Here is a 21,113-nt window from a genome sequence, read left to right on the forward strand (position 1 = left end):
TATTTTAAGGTGAAAAGGAGAGATAACAATGAAGAGGATTTCTTATATTGAAGACTTTGAGCAATGGGAAAGTGGTTTTTCGTTTTACAACCCTGTAAAGGTTCGTTTTGGTGAAGTAGATATGTTTGGACATGTAAATAATGTCGTTGCTTTTACTTATTTTGAAGAAGCTCGTATTGCGTTGTTTAAAGAACTTGGATTTATGCAAGAGTGGACACATGCATCATCAGAAACGATGATCGTTGTTGCGGATTTACAATGTAATTTTATTAAGCAAATATATTTTGATGAACAGTTGAAGGTGTATGTAAAAGCAGGGTCGGTTGGGAATTCTTCTTTAGATTTACATTATATGGTGAAGAATGAAGCAGGAGAGGTTTGTTTAGTAGGTCGTGGAATGATGGTTCAAGCGTCGAAAAAAACAGGAAGAGGCGAACCATGGCCTGAAGAATGGAAGAAGAAATTACTACAATAATAGAGTGAAAGAAAAATAAGAGAGCAATTTGCTCTCTTATTTTTTGTCTTCCATCGCTTCTTCTAATGTTAAGTGATGTTTATATAGGTATGTAGCGTATGGATTACCAACGTAGCGTAAGTGCCATGGTTCATATGCATATTCTGTTGTATCTGTTTTATCTTCTAAGTAACGAATGACAAAGCCGAATTCATGAGCGTGTTCTGCGACCCATTTTCCTTCTGCTGTCTCCCCGAAGATAGGCTCTAATTGAAATTTAGCTGATTTTGAACTAATATCCATTGCTAAACCCGTTTGGTGTTCACTTGTACCAGGAATTGCGCTTACCGAATTAGCTTCGGCTTTTCCTTGGCGTCTAACGTATGTATCATGCAACGATTTTTGGCGTTTGTATGAACGATAACCAGATACAGCTGTAAGATCAAGCCCTTCTTTTTTCGCAGCTTTAAACATGTTTTCAAGTGCCTCTGCAGCATCTTTTCGCAGCAATGTTTTTTCTTTATCTTTTGGACTAATAAATGGTACATTTGGTCTCGTTAAGTCTTCAGGAATGTATCCATCTGGTAGTTTTCGATGTTTATTAATTAAGACAAGATTAGATTTGGGATTTGTTACCACTGAAAAATCATTGTCTATTTTCTTTGCATTATGATCAGCTTTTGGAAAAGCAGGAATCTCTTCTTTTTTATGGTTATTATGCTTTTGACTTTCGACAGCTTTTGCTTCATTATGTAGTGGTGTTTTAGAACCAAAGTAAGCGAAAGATGTGATCCCGATTACAATAGTAGTGGCAGAAATAATTATTATCTTTTTCATGATGCCTTGTAATCACAGTCCCTTCTTAATAAAATGTGTAATGTTTTTTTTATTATAAATCTAGTTTGTTGGAAAAGGAATATAAGAGTCATAACGTAATAGAAATGCAAAGAAAATGTCAGAAAATGTGTGAATTTGTAGTATTTTTTTATATAATTCATTTCTTATCTTTCATGAAATGCATTTTTTATGTAATATATATACATAAGAAGATGTAGCGATTATCGAGAATAGAGAACTTCTTGTATAGACTGGGAGTGAATGGGAATGGATTTTGCAACAATTATTGGACTTATTTTAGGATTTGTAGCAGTGGTAGTAGGGATGGTCGTCAAGGGCGCTGACATAACAGCCTTATTAAATCCTGCCGCAGCATTAATTATTTTTATCGGTACATTTGCTGCAGTATGTATTGCATTTCCGATGAATCAACTAAAAAGGGTTCCAAAACTATTTAAAGTTCTTTTTGGTTCAAATAAAAAGGATTTAAGTTATGAACAGTTGCTAGAATTATTTGTTCATTGGACATCTGAAAGTAGAAAATACGGTATTTTGTCTTTAGAGCAACAATTAGACAAAATTCAAGATGAATTTCTTTTGCGCGGTATGAAATTTGTGATTGATGGCGTATCCGCAGAAGATTTGGAGCAGATTTTGGAATCTGAATTAGAGGCAATTGAAGAAAGACATGCAAAGGGAGCTGCTATTTTTTCACAAGCTGGTACGTATGCACCGACATTAGGAGTTTTAGGTGCTGTTATCGGTCTTGTAGCTGCGCTTGGTAACTTAACTGATATTGAAAAGTTAGGTCATGCTATTTCGGGTGCGTTTATTGCAACGATTTTTGGTATTTTTTCAGGTTATGTATTATGGCATCCATTTGCAAATAAGTTAAAGCAAAAATCTTCAGCTGAAATTGAGAAAAAACGTTTAATCATTGATTGTTTATTAATGTTACAAGAAGGTACATATCCGTTTATTATGAAGAACCGCATTTTAGGTGCACTTTCTGCAACTGAGCGTAAAAAGCTAGAAAAAGGAGCAGAAAAAAATGCGGAGTAAGAAAAATAGAAGAGGCAAAAAGAAAAAACATGATGAGCATATCGATGAAACATGGTTAATCCCATATTCTGATATGTTAACGTTGTTATTTGCATTGTTTATCGTTTTATTCGCAATGAGTAGTATAGATGCTGCGAAGTTTAAACAGATGGCAGTTGCTTTTCGAAGTGAATTAGCTGGGGGAACAGGTAACAAAGAATTTTTAAGTGATCAAAAGCCAAATGATGAAAAAGAATTATCAGCAAGTAGCCTTGAGGCAGAACAAACAAAAAAACAAGAAGAAGCTAGAGCTAAAGAAAAAAAAGAGATGGATGAATTGAAAGCATTACAAAAAAAGATTGATCAATATATTAATGAAAAACAATTATCCTCTTCTTTTCAAACTAAATTAACTGAAAAGGGATTAATGGTGACAATATTAGAAAATATACTGTTTGATTCGGGGAAAGCAGATGTGAAATTAGAATCTTTAGGGATTGCAAAAGAGATGTCTAGCTTACTTGTTTCAGCGTCACCTCGTGAAATTACAGTATCGGGTCATACGGATAATGTCCCTATTGCCAATGCGCAGTTTGCGTCGAATTGGGAATTAAGTACGCAGCGGGCAGTTAATTTTATGCAAGTATTACTGCAAAATAAAGAATTACAACCAGAAAAATTTAGTGCGATTGGATACGGAGAATACCGTTCAATTGCTCCAAACGATACACAAGAAGGAAAGGCAAAGAATAGACGTGTGGAAGTATTTATCTTGCCTTTAACAGAGAAAGTAAAATAAAAGAGGATGGCGAATGCCATCCTCTTTTATTTTACTTCAAATGATTTTAAGTTGTCGCGACGGATTTTATCTTTTTCTGCATCTGATTTTTTGAAATCATAATCATATAAAGCGCCTTCCCAATCGCCATACATTGGATTCGGGAAAATAATGAATTTCTCACCAAATTGTGCTTTTGAATCTGCTACTGTTTGGTTACGATCTTTTACAGATTTTCCATCAAAACCTGTGAAATCAGATAAGTTATCACCGAAGAATAAGACAATATCATGAGTTTGAGAAACGAGTTCACGGCGTTTTTCTTTTCCTTTTTCTTTCGGATCTTGTAGTAATATATGTTCTTTCGTTGCTTGAGGAGCACCTACACGCTCAAGATTTTTAATTGTCGCATCTAGTTGATTCGTTTTACGATTTGAGATGTAGTAAATATCTACACCTTTAGACTCTGTATATTTTAAGAAATCAATTGCGCCTGGAAGGGCTTCAGCCTCAGCTTTGTTAATCCAATCATCCCATTTGTAAGGATAGCCTTTGCCTGTTTTTACGCTCATTGCTTGATGAGGACTGTTATCTAAAACAGTTTCGTCTAAATCAAGCACGATAGCAGGTTTTTTCTCTGTCCCTTTTGCAAGAATTGCATCAAGCTTTAATTGACCAATGTTGTACCCTTGGTAGTAAAGTGCTTTCGTTTCACCGGCTGTTTGATACCATAAATCAGCCATTAATTGTTGTTCTGTTAATTTTACTTTCTCTTTTTTTGCCACTGTTTTCTCTGGTGTTCCTGAACATGCTACAAGTGATGTAGATAGAACCGCTACAGATAATAAAGTGGTAATGCCCCTTTTCATCTTCATATGTATCCTCCTTGATGTTAGAAAATCATTTTATATTATATATTAAAATATAATATTTTTATATGAACATTTGCATATTGTCTTTTGTATATATAGTAGTATGTCCTATATTAGAAAGATGAGCAAAATAATAATAGTTGTTTTGACAATTTTTATTGTCGTAATGACAATTATAATTGACAAAAAGAACTTTGTTATTTACAATTTTAACTAAATAGAACAAATGATGGATTCATGACGATGTTTACATATAAGAGGATGAAGTGCGGTGCTATATTTTGTCTTGAATAAACATAGTCTTTGAAAGAGAGTACGAATGATACTAAAGGGGAGGCTTTATACTTGAGTTTACAAATTCAAAACTTAACGAAACAATTTGGGGAATCAAAAGCAGTTAACGGTTTGCAAATTTCGTTACCAAAAGGTGAAGTACTAGGGTTACTTGGACGAAATGGTGCAGGGAAAACAACAACAATCAAAATGCTTCTCGGATTATTAACGCCTAATGAAGGTTCGATTACATGGGATGGAAAAGCATTTGGAAATAGTGGTGTAACAATTGGGTATTTACCAGAAGAAAGAGGTTTATATACAAAAAGTAGAGTAATAGATCAGCTGCGATATTTTGGTAGATTAGAAGGAATGTCGAAGAAAGAAGTGGATCACGCTATTGATCACTGGTTAGAGCGTTTAGCGATACCAGAATATAAATTTAAAACGGCTGGAGAGCTTTCAAAAGGGAATCAGCAAAAAATCCAATTAATTGCTGCTCTTCTTCATAATCCGGAACTTCTCATTTTAGATGAACCATTCAGCGGCCTCGATCCAGTTAATGCTGGGATGTTAGCTAGTATTATTGAAGAACAAGTACAGAGCGGAAAGACGATTATTTTATCAAGTCATCGTATGGAACAAGTAGAGGCTTTTTGCCAACATGTATGTATTTTGAAAAAAGGTGAAGCAGTCGTAAAAGGACAGCTAAGTGATATTAAGAAAGAATACGGTTTCCGTAATTTAACGATTGAAGATACAGTAGAGAATGAAAAGGGATTAGAAGCTATACATGTATCGTATGAAAAACAACAAGGCCTTCTTTATGTGAAAGTACAAGACGATGCGGAAGCTCTCAAGATTTTGCAACAGTTGCAAGAGCAAGGTGTTAGCTTACGACAATTCAAAATGTTAGAGCCGACGTTAAACGAAATCTTTGTAGAGAGGGCGAAATAACGATGCGTAAATTTTCTCACGTATTTTCATTTTATTTTAGGGAAGCATTTTTATCTAAAAAATCATTAATTACGAGTGCGATTTTATTTTTAGTTGTGTTTGGGATTTTTGCATTTAATCATTTTACTTCAGGCGATGATAAAAATAAGGATAAAGATAAAATTGCAGTTGTAGTAGAGAGTTCCACATATAAATTACAAAAAGATGAGCTAAATAAGCTATTGCCATCAGCAAAAATAACAATTGGTTCAAAGGATGATTTTGATAAACTGCATAAGCAAGTAGAAGAAGGCGATTTAGATGGTCTATTCCATGTGACGGAAAAGGATGGGGCTCCATCGATTACATATATGTATAATGGATTTCCAAGCCAAGCAACTTCTGCAATTATGGCAGGATATTTAAAGCAACAATATACGATGGTGACGATTGCCAAAAATAATGTTTCAACAGAAATTGCAAAGCAATTACAAACAGAAATTCAAGTAAAGCAAGAAGCGATAAAAGATCGTACATCTTCTTTCGGAATTGCCTATTTCTTTACATTTGCTTTATATATGTTTATTGTAGCGTTCGGAAATACAATCGCAATGAATATTGCATCTGAAAAGGCGTCACGTGTAATGGAAGTAATGCTTCCGAAAGTGAAGCCTCTTACGATGATGTATGCGAAAATTTTAGCGGTTGTTTCAACGGCGTTATTGCAACTTGTCATATTGGCGTGTGGTTATCTTATTCCATATTTGTTAGGTTGGGTCGATTTAGAAAGTGCCTCACTATTTGGTATTCCAATTGACTTTACGAAATTAGATGCAAAGGTTATGAGCATGTTTCTTGTTTATTTCATTACGGGATATTTACTTTATGCGATGATGTATGCTGCTGCTGGAGCTGTCGTGTCTAAGACGGAGGATTTACAAGCTGTATCTTTCCCGGTAATGATTTTAATTATGGCTGCATTCTTTATTAGTATTAAATCATTAAGCGATCCGAATAGTACTATCGTCGTTGTAAGTTCTTACATTCCATTCTTTACACCGATGGTTACCTTCTCACGTATTGTAGCTGGTGAAGCAGGTATGCTAGAAATTACGATAACATTAGCAGTCTTATTGGCGACAATTGCGGTATTAAATGCTGTTACAAGCCGCATTTACGTAAACGGCGTAATGAATTACTCAGATAAAGTGAAATTTAAAGATTTAGCGAAATTTATAAAGCGTCAATAATGAGAGAAAAGCGTGATTTCTTATTGAAATCATGCTTTTTCTTTATGTATAAATTAAAAATAGTATATAATGATAAGAGTCGTCTTTTAATAGAATGAATAAAAAGGAGGGTGTGCAGATGGGGATTAGTAGTCGTTTTACAGTAGGTGTTCATATGCTGACATTACTTGCGATAGATCGAAACTCTCGCTGTACCTCTGAATGGATTGCCGGTAGTGTGAATACAAATCCAGTTGTGATTCGTCGCATTACAGGAATGTTGAAGAGAGCAGGACTTGTTGATGTACAAGCTGGTAAAGGTGGTACGACACTTGCTCGAGATTTAGAAGAAATTACATTACTTGATGTATATAAAGCAGTGGAAGTTGTAGAAGAAGGACAGCTATTTTCCTTCCATGAAAATCCCAACATTGAATGTCCAGTAGGAGCTAATATTCAATCAGTATTAGAAATTATTTTAATGCAAGCGCAAGAAGCGATGGAAAACGTACTTGCAAATGTAACGGTAGATCAATTAGTTACAAATTTAAAGTCTAAAATGAAAGAATAAAAAAAGCGAGCTTCCTCATAATGAGGGCTCGCCTTTTTTTATTCAGAAATATTGAAAATTCTATTTTTCAGTATTTAAAATGAATTTACCTACGATAGCTGCGAAGATACCACCAAGAATTGGTGCTACGATGAATACCCATAGTTGAGAAAGTGCTTCTCCACCAACAAATAAAGCTGGTGCGATACTACGAGCTGGGTTAACAGATGTTCCAGTTAACGGAATTCCTAATAAGTGAATTAAAACTAATGTGAAACCAATTACTAGTCCAGCTAAAGAAGAACTTCCTTTTTTACCTGTTACAGCAACGATAACTAAAATAAATACGAAAGTTAAAATGAACTCAACTAAAAATGCTCCAGATAAACCAAGAGTTCCGAAACCATTTTGTCCTAAATTATCTAAAGGTGTTTTAGCAGATTTTAAAATTGTTACTAACGTTGCAGTTCCTAATAAACCACCTAAAATTTGAGCTAATACATAATAACAAAGTTCCATAGCGTTCATTCGTTTGTTGATGAACATAGCTACTGATACTGCTGGGTTAATGTGACATCCAGAAATTGTTCCGATGCTATATGCCATAGCTACAATAGATAAGCCGAAAGCCATAGCGATTCCTAATGTTCCAATTCCTTCAATTCCGCCGCCAGTGACAGCTACTCCAGTTCCGAATAATACAAGTACAAATGTACCAATAAATTCAGCGATTGCTTTTTTTAACATAATTTACCTCCTATTAATGCGCATGAAACGTATTATAACATAAGTTTTAGTATAAACAGCCAATGAAATACTATTCTGATAAGGCGAAATAGGGGGACAATAAAAAAGAGTATGGTTCATCTCTATAGAACCATACCCTTTTTTTATGCCGATTTTTTCTGTTTAACGACTGGAACAGAACGGTTTAAAATACTATTTGCAACCATTCCTAACATGATAATAATCATTCCGATGAGAGAAAGTCCTCCAGGGAGTGAACCATTTAAGAAAATGATTTCTCCAAGTACGGTAAAGACCATCGTTCCAGCTTGTGTTGCTTCAACAGCTCCAAGTAGAGCGAGGTTATCTTTTGCTAAGTCAGTAGCAAAGAAAAATGTCATCGTTGCAATAACGCCGGAACATAATGCTAACAAAAATCCTTGAAGCATTTGGTTGGATGTTGGAATGCCAGTAGTAGAAAATCCGTATATACCAAGCAAAATTGTTATAGGAAGACTTCCAATTGCCATTCCTAATACACGTTGGAACGTATCAAGGCGTCCACCAACAAGCTCCATCATTTTTCGGTTACCGAACGGATATAAGAAAGCGGCTAATACGACAGGTAAAAAACCTGAAATGAACTGAGTCATTGTAATATGGCCTGCGGCAGTTGCTTGCATACAAATTACACCAAGTAAAATAAATAATGCAACATATAAGCTACGAAGTGGAATTTTTCCACGTACAAGTTTCGTACCTGATTTTGTTTCTATTTTCACGAAAAATAGTGGTGATAGTAATAAACCAGCTAAAATCGTAACTTGCCAAGTTCCAGCAACGAGCCAAGCTGGAGAAAAGACAGCTGCGAAACTTAATAAAGAATAAAAACCAATACCGGCAACAGAACCCCATCCGATCCATGCCAATGGATGTTTTTTTAACTCTTCCCATAATCCCCTAAAGTTTTTGCGAAATAAAACGATAAGGAATAAAATAGGAAGAGCAAATAAAAAACGGAAGGAAGCTGTCCAAGCCCAGCTTGTTCCAGATACATTCATTGCTCTATTAATAATAAAGGTTGCAGAAAAAAAGGCCGATGATAAAAGACCTAATAAAATTGCGCGCATGAAGTATAGCACTCCTTTCGGAAATAAATAATTATGTATAGTATGATATACTTTTATTCATTAAAAGTAAACTATTTTATATTTTAAGGTGGTTTTATATATGAAAGAAAATGAAGATATGCAAACGAAAGAAGTCATTCAACAAGTTGGACAGTTATTGAGACAAATTCGAAATGAACAGAAATTAAGTTTAGAAGAATTAGCCCATAAAACAGGAGTTAGTAAATTAACATTAGGAAAGATCGAAAGAGGGGAAACAAATCCGACACTAGCTGTCATTTGGAAAATAACGAAAGGGTTATCAATTCCTTTATCCAGATTAATGGTTGTTGGAGAACCTGTAGCTGTTGCGCGCTGTGGAGAAGGATTTGCAGTAGATGAAGGACAAGCGTGGCATTTAGAAACGATGTTCCGTTATACGAAAGAAACAGGGATGGAAATGCACCGTGCTTGTTTACGATCAAATAGTATATATGAGCCAGAAGCTCATCATGAAGGTGCGATTGAGCTTGTAACGGTAATGAAAGGGAAAGTGTCTATTCAAGTGGAGAATGATGTATACGAATTAAATGAGTTTGATTCCATTCAATTTGAAGCGAATAAGAAGCATATTTATAAAAATGAAGAAGAAGAAGTGGCGGTATTACATTTAACGATGAAATATTCTTCATGAAAAAATCACCTATAGGATTCTATAGGTGATTTGCTCTTCTTAAGTATGTGAAATAATGCCGTTAGTACGAACGTGGCATAAGTAATAAACAAATGAAATAAACTAAAAATCCTGTCCCAAAACATAAAACAGCAATAACCCAAATGATACGAATAAGAGTAGAGCTAATATCAAAATATTCTCCTAAACCACCACATATACCAAATAGCATTTTATCAGTTTCGGATTTACATAACTTTTTTGACATATTCCAATCAACTCCTTTTTATATCAAACTGCATACTTTTATTCTATATGGAAATTTATGAGAAGACTATGGGGTTGTATTACATTTTTTTGTGAGAAGTGATCGTATTAATTGTCTTAATTTTCAGTGGATATTAAACTTGTAGTTATGAGGTGATTTTTAATAAAGGGTGGGGAAATAGAGATGACAGTATATTGGTTGACTAACGTAATGCTTGAATCAGGATATACATATGAAGAAGAGAGAATTTCACAAACAGAAACAGAATTATGCAGTTTACTTATTGAAGATGGTCGAATTAAAAAAATTATAAAAGGGATTGTTCAAGAGGAAGATATAGTAACTTTTGATGCTAAGAACTTATTAATGTTGCCAGCTTTCAAAGAGATGCACATTCACATTGATAAAACATATTATAGTGGCCCATGGAAAGCTTGTATGCCAGCAGAAAGTATTTTTACACGTTTTAATGAAGAAGAAAAAATTTTACCAAAGCAATTAGCGACTGCCCAAAATAGAGCGGAAAATATGCTGGAGTTACTACTGCAAAATGGCGCAACGAATATTAGAACGCATTGTAATGTTGATCAGATTATTGGGCTTGGTAATTTGGAGGCGACGTTAGCAGCATTAGAAACATATAAAAATCGAGTATCTAGTAGAATTGTTGCGTTTCCGCAACATGGATTATTGCGCAGTAATTCTGTACAACTCGTGAAAGATGCGATGCGTATGGGTGCTCATCTAGTCGGAGGAGTAGATCCAGCTACAGTGGATAATGACATCGAAAAGTCATTACATACAATTATGGATATCGCAGTAGAATTTAATGCGGATGTTGATATTCATTTGCACGATGCGAATAATCTTGGAACGTTTACGATGAAGAGATTGGCAAGTTTAACAGAAGAAGCAGGATGGCAAGGCCGTGTAACGATTAGTCATGCACTTGGACTTGGTGGTGTTACTGATAAAGAGGCTGAAGAAGTGGCAGAAAGACTCGCAAATGTAAATATTGATATTACTTCAACGGTGCCAATTGGTAAACAAGTAATCCCAATTCCGTTATTAGATAAAAAAGGTGTTAAGGTTTCATTAGGCAATGATAGCATTACAGATCATTGGTCACCGTTTGGAACAGGTGATATGCTTCAAAAGGCGAATCGATTAGCAGAGCGTTTTGGGTGGAGTGACGAAAGGTCTTTAGGAAAAGCACTCCGCTTTATTACAGGAGGAAAAGAAACGTTAAATAAGGAAGGGAAACGAGTATGGCCGAATATAGGGGATGAAGCGAGCTTTGTTTTGACGAATGCGACATGCGCTGCTGAAGCAGTAGCACGTCAAACAGAAAAACGTTTAGTCGTGTATAAAGGAAATATTGTTGTTGGAAGTTTAAATGAGGTGGAATTAAATAATCTTGTGTAGAAGAATCGTTTAAATATTTTGAGGAGGGTTCTAATGGTGAGTATAGAACTCTTCTTTTTTATTCTTACAATATATTTTTATAGGAAAGCTAGAAGGGATGAAAAAATTGGACAATCAACATAACCAAAATCATATTATGGGAACTTTACAATGGTTTATATTTTTATTAGCAAATTCAATCGCACTACCAATTGTCGTTGGCGGATTATTTCATCTTACGACGGAAGAAATATTTTATTTAATGCAGCGTACGTTTTTTGTAGTTGGTATATCTTCTTTTTTACAAGGGTGGCTTGGGCATAGACTGCCAATTGCGGATGGGCCGGCTGGATCTTGGGTTGGTGTATTTACCGTACTTGCTTATGCAACGGCCGGACAGGATCAATTACATAGTACACTGCAAATTTTAGAATTAGGAATGATAATCTCCGGTGTTATTTTAATAGGATTAGGAGTAACTGGTTTTATAGGACGTATTTTATTTTTATTTACGCCGCTTGTGACAGGGACGTTTTTACTTTTATTATGTTTACAATTAAGTGGTGTATTTTTAAAAGGAATGTTAGGAATTACAGCTACTATTTCTCAAATCGACGGATTTACAGCAATGATTGCGTTTAGTATATTTCTGTTCGTTATTATACTATCTAATTTTGGAAAAGGCTTTGTCAAAAGTTATGCAGTTTTAATAGGATTAATTAGTGGGTGGATTATTTTTCTCATTGCAGGAAAAGTGACAATCCCATCTCAAGTAACTCATTTTGTGCAACTTCCACATATATTTGCTTGGGGACTTCCAAAATGGAATACAGGTATGGCTGTATCAAGTTTCGTTATGGTATGTATTTTAGTTTCGAATACGGTGGCAGCTATTATAGCAATTAATCAAGCAACTATTCATAAAGCGACTATTGAACAAAAACAGTTGAAAGATGGAACATGGGTTGGGGGGATTTCGCATCTCATCTCTTCTGTATTTTCAACTGTAGGTGTCGTTCCGTTACCAGCAACGGCAGGATTCATACGTTTAACAAAACAAAAGTATATACGATCGTTCTTAATGGCATGTGCGTTACTAGTCGTAATGTCTCTTTTTCCAAGTATTATTCGTTACTTAGCATCTTTACCATCAGCTGTCGCATCGGCTGTTTTAATGGCTTCGTTCGTACAGTTAATTGGAATTGGATTTAATAATATAAAACAAGTGCCGATGAGTGAAAGGAATGTAACGATTTTAGGCGTTGCAGTATTATTTGGCAGCGGCGTTATGTTTTTACCGTCTGGAGCACTCCAATCCTTGCCGTCTATTATGCAATATATATTCGGTAATGGTTTATTTGTAGGTACGGTTGTAAGTATATTGCTAGAACAAATATGGCGCGTTGGAAAGTAAGTGGATAAAAAGAGTGTACGCACTGTATAAAAGTCTAAAATAACATAGGAAATAAAGCCCATTTTCATTCACCACCTGCACATTTCGTTCATACAATATCTTGACTAAATAAACACCCAACTTACACATACACAGCTCTGGCTTAAGCAAGGAGGGTTATACCAGTTGAAGGAAAAAGCGTATCAATCTAAACCTTTACTCACAAAGAGAGAGAGAGAAGTATTTGAATTGCTGGTTCAAGATAAAACAACGAAGGAAATTGCAGGTGAACTTTTTATAAGTGAAAAGACAGTTCGCAACCATATCTCAAACGCAATGCAAAAGCTAGGGGTTAAAGGACGTTCACAAGCAGTTGTGGAGCTTCTTCGTATGGGAGAGCTCGAATTATAAGAAAGCAGCCGACTTTTATATAAAAGTCGGCTATTTTTTGTTTGCTTCACTTGCTATATGAATGATAAGAACACTCCATACATAAATAGGTAATAAGGAGGGGATATGTTGAAAAGGATACTGTTAGTTTCAACAAGTGCTCATGATATGAATGGACACCCGACTGGTTTGTGGCTGGAAGAGCTCGCAGCTCCTTATCATGTATTTAAAAAGGCTAAGTTTGATGTTGATATTGTGTCAATAAAAGGTGGGAGAGTACCTATAGATAGAGTGTCTATTCCGAATGGTATACCTCGCGAATTCAAGCATGTAGCTTCTTTATTGCAAAATACGAGGCCGATTTCAAATGTTCATTTTTCGGATTATGATGCGGTTTTATTTGGTGGTGGGCACGGGGCGATTGTAGATTTTCCAGGTAATCCATATGTAGTAAATTTGATTGAGAATATGTATAACAATAACCGGATTGTAGCGGCTGTTTGTCACGGAGTAAGCTCCTTAGTCGGTGTGAAAAATCAGGATGGCTCGTTTTTTGTTGCGGGTAAGCGTATAACAGGTTATACAAACGATGAAGAAAGAGCTGTACATTTAGAAAAGCGCGTTCCGTTTTTGCTAGAAAGTAAGTTGAAAGAAGAAGGAGCTTTGTTTTATGTAGCCCCCAATTTTACGCCGCATGTAGTAGTAGATGGTCATTTAATTACAGGACAAAATCCACAGTCTAGCGTGGAAATAGGTAAGGCTATAAAAAGGGCTGTAAATAAATTATCGTCATTTTAATTTCTGCTCATTTCTTCTTATTAATGGGAATGTCTTCTTTTCAAAAAAAGATGGAGCAATGAATATGCACTTTATATAGAAGAAACCGACTTTCTTATAGAAGGTCGGTTATTTTTCTATCTTGCAAATTACGAAAAAAAGGAGCAAAATAAAAAAGGTCCTAGTCTATACATGGGAAAATGAAAATTTTCATACAGAAGCATTTGAAGTGAGCGAACTTAAAGTGTGTAAAATATAATGATAAGCATAAAAGATGATGAATGAGAAAACGGGTGATGAAGTTGAATAGAGCAATCGGTGTTATCGATTCAGGAGTTGGCGGTTTAACAGTAGCAAAGGAATTAATTCGTCAGTTGCCGAAAGAGCGTATCATATATTTAGGAGATACAGCACGTTGTCCTTATGGTCCACGTTCTCGAGAAGAAGTACGTCAATTTACGTGGGAAATGACGGAGCATTTACTAGATTTAAATATTAAAATGTTAGTTATTGCGTGTAATACAGCAACTGCAGTTGTATTAGAAGAGATGCAAAAACAATTACCAATTCCAGTAGTAGGAGTTATTCACCCAGGATCACGTACAGCTTTAAAAGTGACAAACACGTATCACGTTGGGATTATTGGAACGATTGGAACGGTGAAAAGTGGTGCATACGAAGAGGCGTTAAAGTCTATTAATAACCGTGTTATGGTAGAAAGTTTAGCTTGTCCACCTTTCGTTGAACTTGTAGAGAGTGGGAATTTCGAAAGTGAAATGGCGTATGAAGTTGTAAGAGAAACGCTGCAACCACTGAAAAGTACCGATATTGATACACTTATATTAGGGTGTACACATTATCCGATTTTAGGACCTGTTATTAAAAAAGTAATGGGAGATAAAGTGCAACTAATTAGTTCTGGTGATGAAACAGCACGTGAAGTAAGTACAATCTTATATCATAGTAAAATGTTGAATGAAGGAGAAGAACAAAGCGATCATCTCTTCTTAACAACAGGAAAAATAGGCTTGTTTAAAGAAATTGCATCCAAATGGTTCGGTCAACCGATTGAAAATGTGAAGCATATTCATTTAGAAAAAGAATAATAGTAGAATTTATATAAGTGAGCTCCTGAGAAATCAGGAGTTTTTGTTTTATCTTGCTATTTGCTGGGGAGTAAGACCCCTGTTGATTAAAGTTTCAATTTATAAGAGGCGCAGCTTGTTCTAAAACGTGAAACAGCTCGTATACATAATAGTACAAACTTAGATTTTAGGGGGGAATGGCATGCCTAAATCCACTTTTAAATGGGTTGTTGGTGCTACTGTGAGTGCTGTTTTACTAACAGGGTGTGGCTTTATAAATCAAGAGAAAGCAACTGAACAAATTGATCCGCCAAAACAAGTTACGTATACAGAGGGTGGGAAGAAAGAAGTAGCTAAAAAAGATAAGCAAGGGCAAATGGTAAATAGAGAACTATACCTTGTTGATAAAAATGGTTATGTTGTACCACAAACGTTAGCTATACCTACTCCGAAAGCAAATGAGACTGTGAAGCAAACGTTAGAATACCTTGTGAAAGATGGACCGGTAACAAATTTATTACCGAATGGGTTTCGTGCAGTCATTCCGGCGAATACAACGATGACCTTAGATTTGAAAAAGGACGGAACGGCAGTTATTGATTTCTCTAAAGAAATGAAAAACTATGCGAAAGAAGAAGAGCGTCAAATCGTTGAATCTATAGCTTGGACGTTGACGCAATTTACAGAGATAAAACAAGTGCAGTTCCAAATAAATGGTGAGAAATTGGCAAAGATGCCGGTTGGTGGTACACCGCTTGGTGAAGGAGTGAGCCGTGCAAATGGTATTAACTTCGATGATGAACAAGTAGCAGATGTAACAAATACAAAACCAGTCACACTGTATTTTATGGCGCAAAATAATAATAAACAGCAATACTACGTACCAGTCACACGCCGCGTTGCGGAAGGTAAAGAAAATGACTATGCAACAATTATAGATGAACTTGTAAAAGGTCCGATCCATCAATCGCTCCTGAATGATTTTAATCCAGGCGTTAAGCTTATTACGAATCCGAAATTACAAGACGGAAACCTTACATTAAACTTTAATGAAAATATATTTGTAAACCCAGATAAAAATATGATTTCAAATTACGTATTGAAGTCGTTAGTTTTATCTTTAACAGAAAAGAAAGGTGTGAAAAATATTTCTATTGAAGTAAATGGAAAGGCAAATCTTATAGATGAAAAGGGCGGAAAGTTAATAAAACCTGTAGATCGTCCAGAAAACGTGAATACAGGTAGTTTTTAATCGTCAATAATTTGATATACTTAAGTAAGAAAGAGGAATTGCTTTTTGGGTTCCTCTTCTTTTATTGTATACATATCATACATTTAAATTTGGCTATACTAACAAGTAGTTATGAGGAGGTTATTTTTATGCGAGTAGATGGTAGAGAGAAAACAGAATTACGCCATATACATATTCATACGAATTATTTAAAACATCCAGAAGGATCAGTATTAATTGAGGTTGGGGATACAAAGGTGATTTGCTCAGCAACAATTGAAGAGCGTGTACCGCCATTTATGCGTGGAGAAGGAAAAGGATGGGTAACAGCTGAATACGCGATGATTCCACGTGCGACAGAACAACGTACAATTAGGGAGTCAAGTAAAGGGAAAGTAACAGGACGTACAATGGAAATCCAGCGCTTAATTGGACGAGCATTACGTGCGGTAGTTGACTTAGAAGCGCTTGGTGAGAGAACGGTTTGGATTGATTGTGATGTTATTCAAGCGGATGGTGGAACGAGAACAGCTTCTATTACAGGTGCATATGTAGCGATGGTATTAGCGTTTGAGAAGTTATTACAAGCAGAAAAAGTATCTAAAATTCCAGTAAAAGATTATTTAGCAGCAACGTCAGTAGGGATTGTTGAAGAACAAGGTGTTGTTTTAGATTTAAACTATGCAGAAGATTCTAAAGCAGACGTTGATATGAATGTAATTATGACTGGAAAAGGTCAGTTCGTTGAAGTGCAAGGAACTGGAGAAGAAGCGACGTTTAGTAGAGCGCAGTTAAATGAATTACTTGATGCAGCAGAACAAGGCATTTTCCAACTGATTGATATGCAAAAAGAAGCGTTAGGTGACATCGTATCTCATATAGAGTAGAGGTGGAAAGTATGAAACAAGTTGTTGTAGCGACAAAAAATATGGGGAAAGTACGTGAATTTGCTGAGTTATTTGAGCGATTTGATTTAGAAGTGAAATCATTACACGATTTTACTCATATTGAAGAAGTCGAAGAAACTGGTGAAACATTTGAAGAAAATGCGATCTTAAAAGCGGATAGTTTGAGTAGACAGTTGAATGCAATTGTAATTGCGGATGATTCAGGTCTTATTGTAGATGCGTTAAACGGGAAACCAGGCGTGTATTCAGCTCGTTTTGCTGGAGAGCCAAAAGATGATCAAGCGAATATTGATAAAGTTTTACAAGAATTAAATGAAATACCGTTTGATAAGCGTAAAGCTCGCTTCTACTGTGCATTAGCAGTAGCTTTCCCTGAAGGTGATAAAAAGCCTGTCATTGTAAACGGGACATGTGAAGGATTTATTTTAGAACAACGCCGCGGGGAAAACGGCTTTGGATATGATCCGATTTTTTATGTGGAAGAATATAAAAAAGCGATGGCGGAATTAAGTTCAGATGAAAAAAATGCTATTAGTCACCGCGGACGTGCTCTTCGTAAGTTAGAAGAAAAAATCCCGGAATGGTTTTTAGGAGAATAAGGGAGAGAGAATGATGAAAGCTTTAATCGTAAGCGATAGTCATAGCTCTGTGAAGGAATTACAGCAGTTGAAAGAGAAGTATGAAGGGAAAGTAAATATCATGATTCATTGCGGTGATTCAGAGCTAACATCTGCTCATGAAGAACTGCAAGGTTTCCATGTTGTAAAAGGAAACTGTGATTATGCTAACTTTCAAGATGAAATTGTAACTGATGTAGATGGAATTCGCTTCTTAGTTGTGCATGGACATCGCCATAATGTGAAAATGACATTACAAACGCTAGCGTACCATGCTGAAGAAGTGGGAGCGCAAGTTGCATGCTTCGGACATTCTCACGTATTAGGTGCGGAATTAATCGAGGGCGTTTTATTTATTAATCCAGGCAGTATTTTATTACCACGTCAGCGTGTAGAAAAGACATTTGCTTTATTAGAAATGGATGGAAATCAAATGGAAGTTCGTTTTGAAACGTTAGACGGACAACTAGTTGAACAAGCAGTTTTTAAAAGAGGATAAGAAAATTTATCCTCTTTTAAAAAAGGTGTTGACTTTATGTGTGGTTATACATATAATAAATATTGTCGATAGGGAAACGGCGCTAACGAAGAAAAGAAAATAACATATGCGGGTGTAGTTTAGTGGTAAAACAAGAGCCTTCCAAGCTCTGGTCGAGAGTTCGATTCTCTTCACCCGCTCCATGTCCCAGTAGCTCAGCCGGATAGAGCATACGCCTTCTAAGCGTACGGTCGGGAGTTCGAATCTCTCCTGGGACGCTAAAAAAACCTTGTTATTTTTTGATAACAAGGTTTTTTGTTTGTCTAAAATTTGATGTTTGGGTTATAGGTGTAGTTCATTCTTAATATTTGCGACCTTTTCTTTGATATTAAGCAGTTGCATATGTACTTCTTTTTCTTAAATAAAAAGAGCGCCATTTATGCGCCCTATTCATCTTATTTAATTTAAAGAATTAATAGGTTTATGGTGGAACTCAAATCCATATCCAGATTCTCTTAATTGTTTACTTACAATATTATAAAACTCTTTACCATTCTAGTACGGTTGAGCAGCAGTTATCGGAACTTATTCTCGGTAGTGTGTTACAATTAATAGAAGCGGAAAACGAGAATCTCCAATTGACTGGACCTGTGATTGGTTAGATAGTTTAAGAAGGTCGTATAAAAAAGGGAGATGGCGCAAAGATGGCGAGATCAAATGAGAATGATTTAACGGAGAAATTGGCAGAAGGCCACCGAAAATATGGTGATGGCAATTTTACAGTACAGAACATCGGTGATGAAACTAACCCGAATTGGACTGTCGTAAAAAATGTGAGGAAGGGATCGGCAGGCATTCGCGAAGGAGAAGATATATTAAGACTGCGATCAAAATATATAAAATAGTACGGAAATGGGCGGAGCGGGAGTTCGAATCTCTCCTGGGACGCTAACAAAACCTTTTGCGGTGACGTCAAAGTCCGCAATATATAAGCTCTCTAATTCGTAAGTTGAATCGTACAATGTGCGGTCGCTAACGAGTTAGGGGGCTTTTTTGTCAAAAAATGTGATTCTTTAACGATTAGTGAGAACTTATCGAATATTTTGGGGGATAGATTGAAAAGTGATCAGCGAAAGAAAGAGACCGCAGAAAATCGTTATACGTTCAACCTAACAATCGGTAAAGCGCTCGAGATAATTGTGCGTTAAATAAAAAATACCCCCCAATTGTTAGTTATGTCTAACAATTGGGGGTGTTGTTGGCAGATGTTGCTGGATTAGCAGTCACATGTTCTTCAGATTTTTTTGTATGCTTCAAAAAAACCTTTGATGAAAAATCACATACATAAAAAACCTCATCGGGTTTTATACCTTCTACAAAACAAACCGTTCGTTTTTCATCAAGTGTGTAACCGTGGATTAAAGTTTCTAATTTTTCTTCGGCTACTATAGTAATAATATATTGTGAAGGTTTCTTATTTCTTGTTAGGTTATTCATTGTGGTTTGTATACATGCGAAAATTAAAATAAGAAGTACTATGAAAGGTATCATCTCATAATTCCATTTCCTAAAAATTTGAATAGTAATGAGATAGGAAAAAATAATTACACTACTTATGATTTGAAGGGAAATTAAAACCTTAAGAATAATATTAAACTTCTTGTTTTTATGCAGAGAAAACAAAAACAGAAAATATAGTACAACTAATAGAATAACACTAATAATTAAAGTTCCTCCGATGTACCAAACTTTTTCGCTGTTACTCCAAGTTTTATTAAGGTTATCATATACTCCAAAGTTAAAAAACACAGCAGCAAATAGATATAAAATAGCACCTAACAGTGTAGATAAAATTACATTCCAAAAATTCAATTTTACTTGTGTGGCTTTATTTAAATACAATTTATCAATTTCCTTAGTTGTTGCCGCTATTACAAGTTGATTAACACTATATAATACAGCTGGTATAAGTAAGGTGGCTATAATTGTAGTGAATACAGGTGCAAACTTGCCTATTGTCTCTATTGTTAGTCCGTCAAACATTTTCGTTGCTCAATCCTTTCAAAGTTAAAGTTAGATAAAAAAGAACGCTGTCCTAAGAATAGGTAAGCGTCCTATGTTTTTAATAAATCAACCTGTATCACCATCAGCTAAACCTTGTATAATATTAATAGCTGTTTGAGTGTTAACTGAAGTATGTGTGCCTATCGTTACAATTGTAATCAATAGCATTCCTAATAATGCTTTCTTCACTTTAACGCCTCCTTTTTAAAAATTTCTTTTTTAGCTTCATAACTTAAATAGAAATATTTACTTCCTTGTTCAAAGTTTCCTTCGTTATGAAATTGGACTGCTACTGCTTCCGTGTATTCTTGAACATACTCCCATAATCTTTCGTTTTTAAAGTAGTTCATTCCTGCTAGCACAGCTTGTTCTAATTTTTCGGCAGTAACTTTTTTATTTATTTTTCTTAGAATTGTAAAGCGGTATTGATATTCTTGATTTCCTAATTCATTGCAGATAGTTAAACCTTTTTCAATGAGTTGAGATGCAATTTCTTCTTCACCTAGCTTGACGTGTTCCTTGGCTTTAACAAAAATAGCTTTATAATTATGAGGTTTCTTTTCAACAACTTCTGAAAGGTATCGAATTGCCGAAATAGAGAGATTTTGACTCGCATACATTAAGCCTAAATTATGACGAACTAGTAAGATTGCTTTCTCATTTTTTTGCTTTTGGAATGTGTTCATTGCAGTAACAAAGTATTCTTCAGCTAGTTCAAATTCTCTTAAATGCGTACAAGCTAATCCTAATAAATTATCGCAATAGGCTGTTTTTAATTCATAGCTTTCATGTTTAGAAAATATGTCCCTAGCTTTTGTACCATGCTTAATGGCTAAAAGTGCTTGATAAATATGATAATGATATGTTGCTAAGTTATAATGAAATTCTGCTTTTTCAAGTTCATCAGGAATGTGTTTAAGTAAAATTTCTGCTTTATCATAATGTTCTTTAGCAAGGCTATAATTACCGATTGCGTTAGAATGAATAGCCTTATAAAAATGGTAGTAGTAAGATAAAAAG

Annotated in this window: 25 protein-coding genes, 2 tRNA genes and 1 pseudogene; 19 read left to right on the top strand and 9 right to left on the bottom strand. The window is 35.3% G+C overall.

Features of this window, described 5'->3' with window-relative positions; genetic code table 11:
• The first annotated feature begins 28 nt into the window (after positions 1-28).
• Positions 29-475, top strand: coding sequence for an acyl-CoA thioesterase (locus tag GBN78_RS18985; protein WP_000822736.1), 447 nt, complete (start codon positions 29-31; stop codon positions 473-475).
• A 36-nt stretch (positions 476-511) separates the two neighbouring features.
• On the opposite strand, the gene GBN78_RS18990 is transcribed toward GBN78_RS18985, so the two are convergent.
• Entirely contained in the window at positions 512-1,291 is a 780-nt protein-coding gene (locus GBN78_RS18990) for a M15 family metallopeptidase (protein ID WP_000720201.1), read from the bottom strand.
• Between the two features lie 267 nt (positions 1,292-1,558).
• Between GBN78_RS18990 and motA the strand changes: the two genes are divergently transcribed.
• Together motA and motB are read left to right on the top strand one after the other, a co-directional pair.
• Complete coding sequence (motA, locus tag GBN78_RS18995) at positions 1,559-2,353, top strand: flagellar motor stator protein MotA (RefSeq protein ID WP_000344853.1); 795 nt, start codon at positions 1,559-1,561, stop codon at positions 2,351-2,353.
• The gene (gene motB, locus GBN78_RS19000; protein WP_001256735.1) at positions 2,343-3,131 is read left to right on the top strand and encodes a flagellar motor protein MotB; all 789 of its coding nucleotides are present in this window, start codon (positions 2,343-2,345) and stop codon (positions 3,129-3,131) included. Before motA ends, motB begins: the two co-directional genes overlap by 11 nt.
• Positions 3,132-3,157: 26 nt before the next feature.
• Here motB and GBN78_RS19005 read toward each other — a convergent pair whose 3' ends face one another.
• Entirely contained in the window at positions 3,158-3,985 is an 828-nt protein-coding gene (locus tag GBN78_RS19005) for a 5'-nucleotidase, lipoprotein e(P4) family (RefSeq protein ID WP_128267128.1), read from the bottom strand.
• A gap of 342 nt (positions 3,986-4,327) precedes the next feature.
• On the opposite strand from GBN78_RS19005, the gene GBN78_RS19010 reads away from it, so the two are divergent.
• The 3 genes from GBN78_RS19010 to GBN78_RS19020 all read left to right on the top strand — a co-directional run bounded on the left by GBN78_RS19010 (position 4,328) and on the right by GBN78_RS19020 (position 6,991).
• Positions 4,328-5,212 carry an ABC transporter ATP-binding protein gene (locus tag GBN78_RS19010; protein ID WP_000058117.1) on the top strand — a complete coding sequence of 295 codons (885 nt, stop codon included), beginning with the start codon at positions 4,328-4,330 and terminating at the stop codon, positions 5,210-5,212.
• Positions 5,213-5,214: 2 nt separating this feature from the next.
• Positions 5,215-6,441 carry an ABC transporter permease gene (locus GBN78_RS19015; protein WP_001224973.1) on the top strand — a complete coding sequence of 409 codons (1,227 nt, stop codon included), beginning with the start codon at positions 5,215-5,217 and terminating at the stop codon, positions 6,439-6,441.
• Positions 6,442-6,559: 118 nt separating this feature from the next.
• The gene (locus GBN78_RS19020; protein WP_000512998.1) at positions 6,560-6,991 is read left to right on the top strand and encodes an Rrf2 family transcriptional regulator; all 432 of its coding nucleotides are present in this window, start codon (positions 6,560-6,562) and stop codon (positions 6,989-6,991) included.
• Positions 6,992-7,051: 60 nt separating this feature from the next.
• On the opposite strand, the gene GBN78_RS19025 is transcribed toward GBN78_RS19020, so the two are convergent.
• Positions 7,052-7,717 (bottom strand): aquaporin, encoded by a 666-nt coding sequence (locus GBN78_RS19025; protein ID WP_000913213.1) that lies wholly within the window; start codon positions 7,715-7,717, stop codon positions 7,052-7,054.
• Positions 7,718-7,860: 143 nt separating this feature from the next.
• Complete coding sequence (locus GBN78_RS19030; protein WP_001201630.1) at positions 7,861-8,826, bottom strand: DMT family transporter; 966 nt, start codon at positions 8,824-8,826, stop codon at positions 7,861-7,863.
• Between the two features lie 100 nt (positions 8,827-8,926).
• On the opposite strand from GBN78_RS19030, the gene GBN78_RS19035 reads away from it, so the two are divergent.
• Positions 8,927-9,499: a helix-turn-helix domain-containing protein gene (locus GBN78_RS19035; protein ID WP_000661924.1), complete on the top strand. Its 573-nt coding sequence runs from the start codon at positions 8,927-8,929 to the stop codon at positions 9,497-9,499.
• 61 nt (positions 9,500-9,560) lie between these two features.
• On the opposite strand, the gene GBN78_RS19040 is transcribed toward GBN78_RS19035, so the two are convergent.
• Positions 9,561-9,746 (bottom strand): PspC domain-containing protein, encoded by a 186-nt coding sequence (locus tag GBN78_RS19040; protein WP_000038411.1) that lies wholly within the window; start codon positions 9,744-9,746, stop codon positions 9,561-9,563.
• 183 nt (positions 9,747-9,929) lie between these two features.
• Here GBN78_RS19040 and GBN78_RS19045 point away from each other — a divergent pair, with 183 nt between their 5' ends.
• The 11 genes from GBN78_RS19045 (at position 9,930) to GBN78_RS19095 (ending at position 18,307) form a co-directional block, all read left to right on the top strand.
• Positions 9,930-11,171, top strand: coding sequence for an amidohydrolase family protein (locus GBN78_RS19045; protein WP_048567806.1), 1,242 nt, complete (start codon positions 9,930-9,932; stop codon positions 11,169-11,171).
• A 97-nt stretch (positions 11,172-11,268) separates the two neighbouring features.
• Positions 11,269-12,564: a purine/pyrimidine permease gene (locus GBN78_RS19050; protein ID WP_002062437.1), complete on the top strand. Its 1,296-nt coding sequence runs from the start codon at positions 11,269-11,271 to the stop codon at positions 12,562-12,564.
• Positions 12,565-12,729: 165 nt separating this feature from the next.
• Positions 12,730-12,954, top strand: a complete 225-nt coding sequence (gene gerE, locus GBN78_RS19055; protein WP_000659484.1) for a spore germination transcription factor GerE — start codon at positions 12,730-12,732, stop codon at positions 12,952-12,954.
• 105 nt (positions 12,955-13,059) lie between these two features.
• Positions 13,060-13,731: a type 1 glutamine amidotransferase domain-containing protein gene (locus GBN78_RS19060; protein WP_000919606.1), complete on the top strand. Its 672-nt coding sequence runs from the start codon at positions 13,060-13,062 to the stop codon at positions 13,729-13,731.
• A gap of 275 nt (positions 13,732-14,006) precedes the next feature.
• The gene (gene racE / locus GBN78_RS19065) at positions 14,007-14,816 is read left to right on the top strand and encodes a glutamate racemase (protein ID WP_000774005.1); all 810 of its coding nucleotides are present in this window, start codon (positions 14,007-14,009) and stop codon (positions 14,814-14,816) included.
• Positions 14,817-14,997: 181 nt separating this feature from the next.
• On the top strand, positions 14,998-16,047 hold the full coding sequence (gene gerM, locus GBN78_RS19070; RefSeq protein ID WP_001126748.1) for a spore germination protein GerM: 1,050 nt from the start codon (positions 14,998-15,000) through the stop codon (positions 16,045-16,047).
• 128 nt (positions 16,048-16,175) lie between these two features.
• Positions 16,176-16,913 carry a ribonuclease PH gene (rph, locus tag GBN78_RS19075; protein ID WP_001261765.1) on the top strand — a complete coding sequence of 246 codons (738 nt, stop codon included), beginning with the start codon at positions 16,176-16,178 and terminating at the stop codon, positions 16,911-16,913.
• Positions 16,914-16,924: 11 nt separating this feature from the next.
• Entirely contained in the window at positions 16,925-17,533 is a 609-nt protein-coding gene (locus GBN78_RS19080) for an XTP/dITP diphosphatase (protein WP_152127611.1), read from the top strand.
• 13 nt (positions 17,534-17,546) lie between these two features.
• Positions 17,547-18,050: a metallophosphoesterase gene (locus GBN78_RS19085; protein ID WP_048567805.1), complete on the top strand. Its 504-nt coding sequence runs from the start codon at positions 17,547-17,549 to the stop codon at positions 18,048-18,050.
• Positions 18,051-18,158: 108 nt separating this feature from the next.
• Positions 18,159-18,232, top strand: a tRNA-Gly gene (locus GBN78_RS19090).
• A 1-nt stretch (position 18,233) separates the two neighbouring features.
• Positions 18,234-18,307: transfer RNA gene (locus GBN78_RS19095), tRNA-Arg, on the top strand.
• Between the two features lie 181 nt (positions 18,308-18,488).
• Here the strand turns inward: GBN78_RS19095 and GBN78_RS31200 are convergent.
• Positions 18,489-18,581, bottom strand: a pseudogene (locus GBN78_RS31200) (DUF6572 domain-containing protein); the annotation flags it as partial.
• A gap of 152 nt (positions 18,582-18,733) precedes the next feature.
• Here GBN78_RS31200 and GBN78_RS19100 point away from each other — a divergent pair.
• A complete protein-coding gene (locus tag GBN78_RS19100; protein WP_000124460.1) occupies positions 18,734-18,934 on the top strand; it encodes a hypothetical protein in 201 nt (66 codons plus the stop codon).
• A gap of 334 nt (positions 18,935-19,268) precedes the next feature.
• Here the strand turns inward: GBN78_RS19100 and GBN78_RS19110 are convergent, their stop codons facing one another.
• From GBN78_RS19110 to GBN78_RS19115, 3 genes are all read right to left on the bottom strand, one after another.
• Positions 19,269-20,072 (bottom strand): hypothetical protein, encoded by an 804-nt coding sequence (locus GBN78_RS19110; RefSeq protein WP_097918770.1) that lies wholly within the window; start codon positions 20,070-20,072, stop codon positions 19,269-19,271.
• A gap of 87 nt (positions 20,073-20,159) precedes the next feature.
• Positions 20,160-20,282, bottom strand: coding sequence for a hypothetical protein (locus GBN78_RS30900; RefSeq protein WP_255256478.1), 123 nt, complete (start codon positions 20,280-20,282; stop codon positions 20,160-20,162).
• Positions 20,279-21,113, bottom strand: an 835-nt coding sequence (locus GBN78_RS19115) for a tetratricopeptide repeat protein (protein ID WP_152127612.1), incomplete at its 5' end; no start/stop codon positions are given. The genes GBN78_RS19115 and GBN78_RS30900, both read right to left, overlap by 4 nt.

Origin of the sequence: Bacillus sp. B2-WWTP-C-10-Post-4 (assembly GCF_009183805.1) — a bacterium.
Lineage (GTDB): Bacteria > Bacillota > Bacilli > Bacillales > Bacillaceae_G > Bacillus_A > Bacillus_A cereus.

Bases quoted from the DNA above. Each gene is read 5' to 3' on its own strand.
- GBN78_RS18990 (WP_000720201.1), bottom strand. From the start codon at position 1,291: ATGAAAAAGATAATAATTATTTCTGCCACTACTATTGTAATCGGGATC.
- GBN78_RS19080 (WP_152127611.1), top strand. From the start codon at position 16,925: ATGAAACAAGTTGTTGTAGCGACAAAAAATATGGGGAAAGTACGTGAA.
- GBN78_RS19045 (WP_048567806.1), top strand. From the start codon at position 9,930: ATGACAGTATATTGGTTGACTAACGTAATGCTTGAATCAGGATATACA.
- gerM (WP_001126748.1), top strand. From the start codon at position 14,998: ATGCCTAAATCCACTTTTAAATGGGTTGTTGGTGCTACTGTGAGTGCT.
- rph (WP_001261765.1), top strand. From the start codon at position 16,176: ATGCGAGTAGATGGTAGAGAGAAAACAGAATTACGCCATATACATATT.
- GBN78_RS19035 (WP_000661924.1), top strand. From the start codon at position 8,927: ATGAAAGAAAATGAAGATATGCAAACGAAAGAAGTCATTCAACAAGTT.
- GBN78_RS19005 (WP_128267128.1), bottom strand. From the start codon at position 3,985: ATGAAGATGAAAAGGGGCATTACCACTTTATTATCTGTAGCGGTTCTA.
- racE (WP_000774005.1), top strand. From the start codon at position 14,007: ATGAAGTTGAATAGAGCAATCGGTGTTATCGATTCAGGAGTTGGCGGT.
- GBN78_RS19015 (WP_001224973.1), top strand. From the start codon at position 5,215: ATGCGTAAATTTTCTCACGTATTTTCATTTTATTTTAGGGAAGCATTT.
- GBN78_RS19110 (WP_097918770.1), bottom strand. From the start codon at position 20,072: ATGTTTGACGGACTAACAATAGAGACAATAGGCAAGTTTGCACCTGTA.
- GBN78_RS19040 (WP_000038411.1), bottom strand. From the start codon at position 9,746: ATGTCAAAAAAGTTATGTAAATCCGAAACTGATAAAATGCTATTTGGT.
- GBN78_RS19030 (WP_001201630.1), bottom strand. From the start codon at position 8,826: ATGCGCGCAATTTTATTAGGTCTTTTATCATCGGCCTTTTTTTCTGCA.
- GBN78_RS19060 (WP_000919606.1), top strand. From the start codon at position 13,060: ATGTTGAAAAGGATACTGTTAGTTTCAACAAGTGCTCATGATATGAAT.
- GBN78_RS19085 (WP_048567805.1), top strand. From the start codon at position 17,547: ATGAAAGCTTTAATCGTAAGCGATAGTCATAGCTCTGTGAAGGAATTA.
- motA (WP_000344853.1), top strand. From the start codon at position 1,559: ATGGATTTTGCAACAATTATTGGACTTATTTTAGGATTTGTAGCAGTG.
- GBN78_RS19100 (WP_000124460.1), top strand. From the start codon at position 18,734: ATGGCGAGATCAAATGAGAATGATTTAACGGAGAAATTGGCAGAAGGC.
- GBN78_RS18985 (WP_000822736.1), top strand. From the start codon at position 29: ATGAAGAGGATTTCTTATATTGAAGACTTTGAGCAATGGGAAAGTGGT.
- GBN78_RS19025 (WP_000913213.1), bottom strand. From the start codon at position 7,717: ATGTTAAAAAAAGCAATCGCTGAATTTATTGGTACATTTGTACTTGTA.
- motB (WP_001256735.1), top strand. From the start codon at position 2,343: ATGCGGAGTAAGAAAAATAGAAGAGGCAAAAAGAAAAAACATGATGAG.
- GBN78_RS19020 (WP_000512998.1), top strand. From the start codon at position 6,560: ATGGGGATTAGTAGTCGTTTTACAGTAGGTGTTCATATGCTGACATTA.
- GBN78_RS19050 (WP_002062437.1), top strand. From the start codon at position 11,269: ATGAAAAAATTGGACAATCAACATAACCAAAATCATATTATGGGAACT.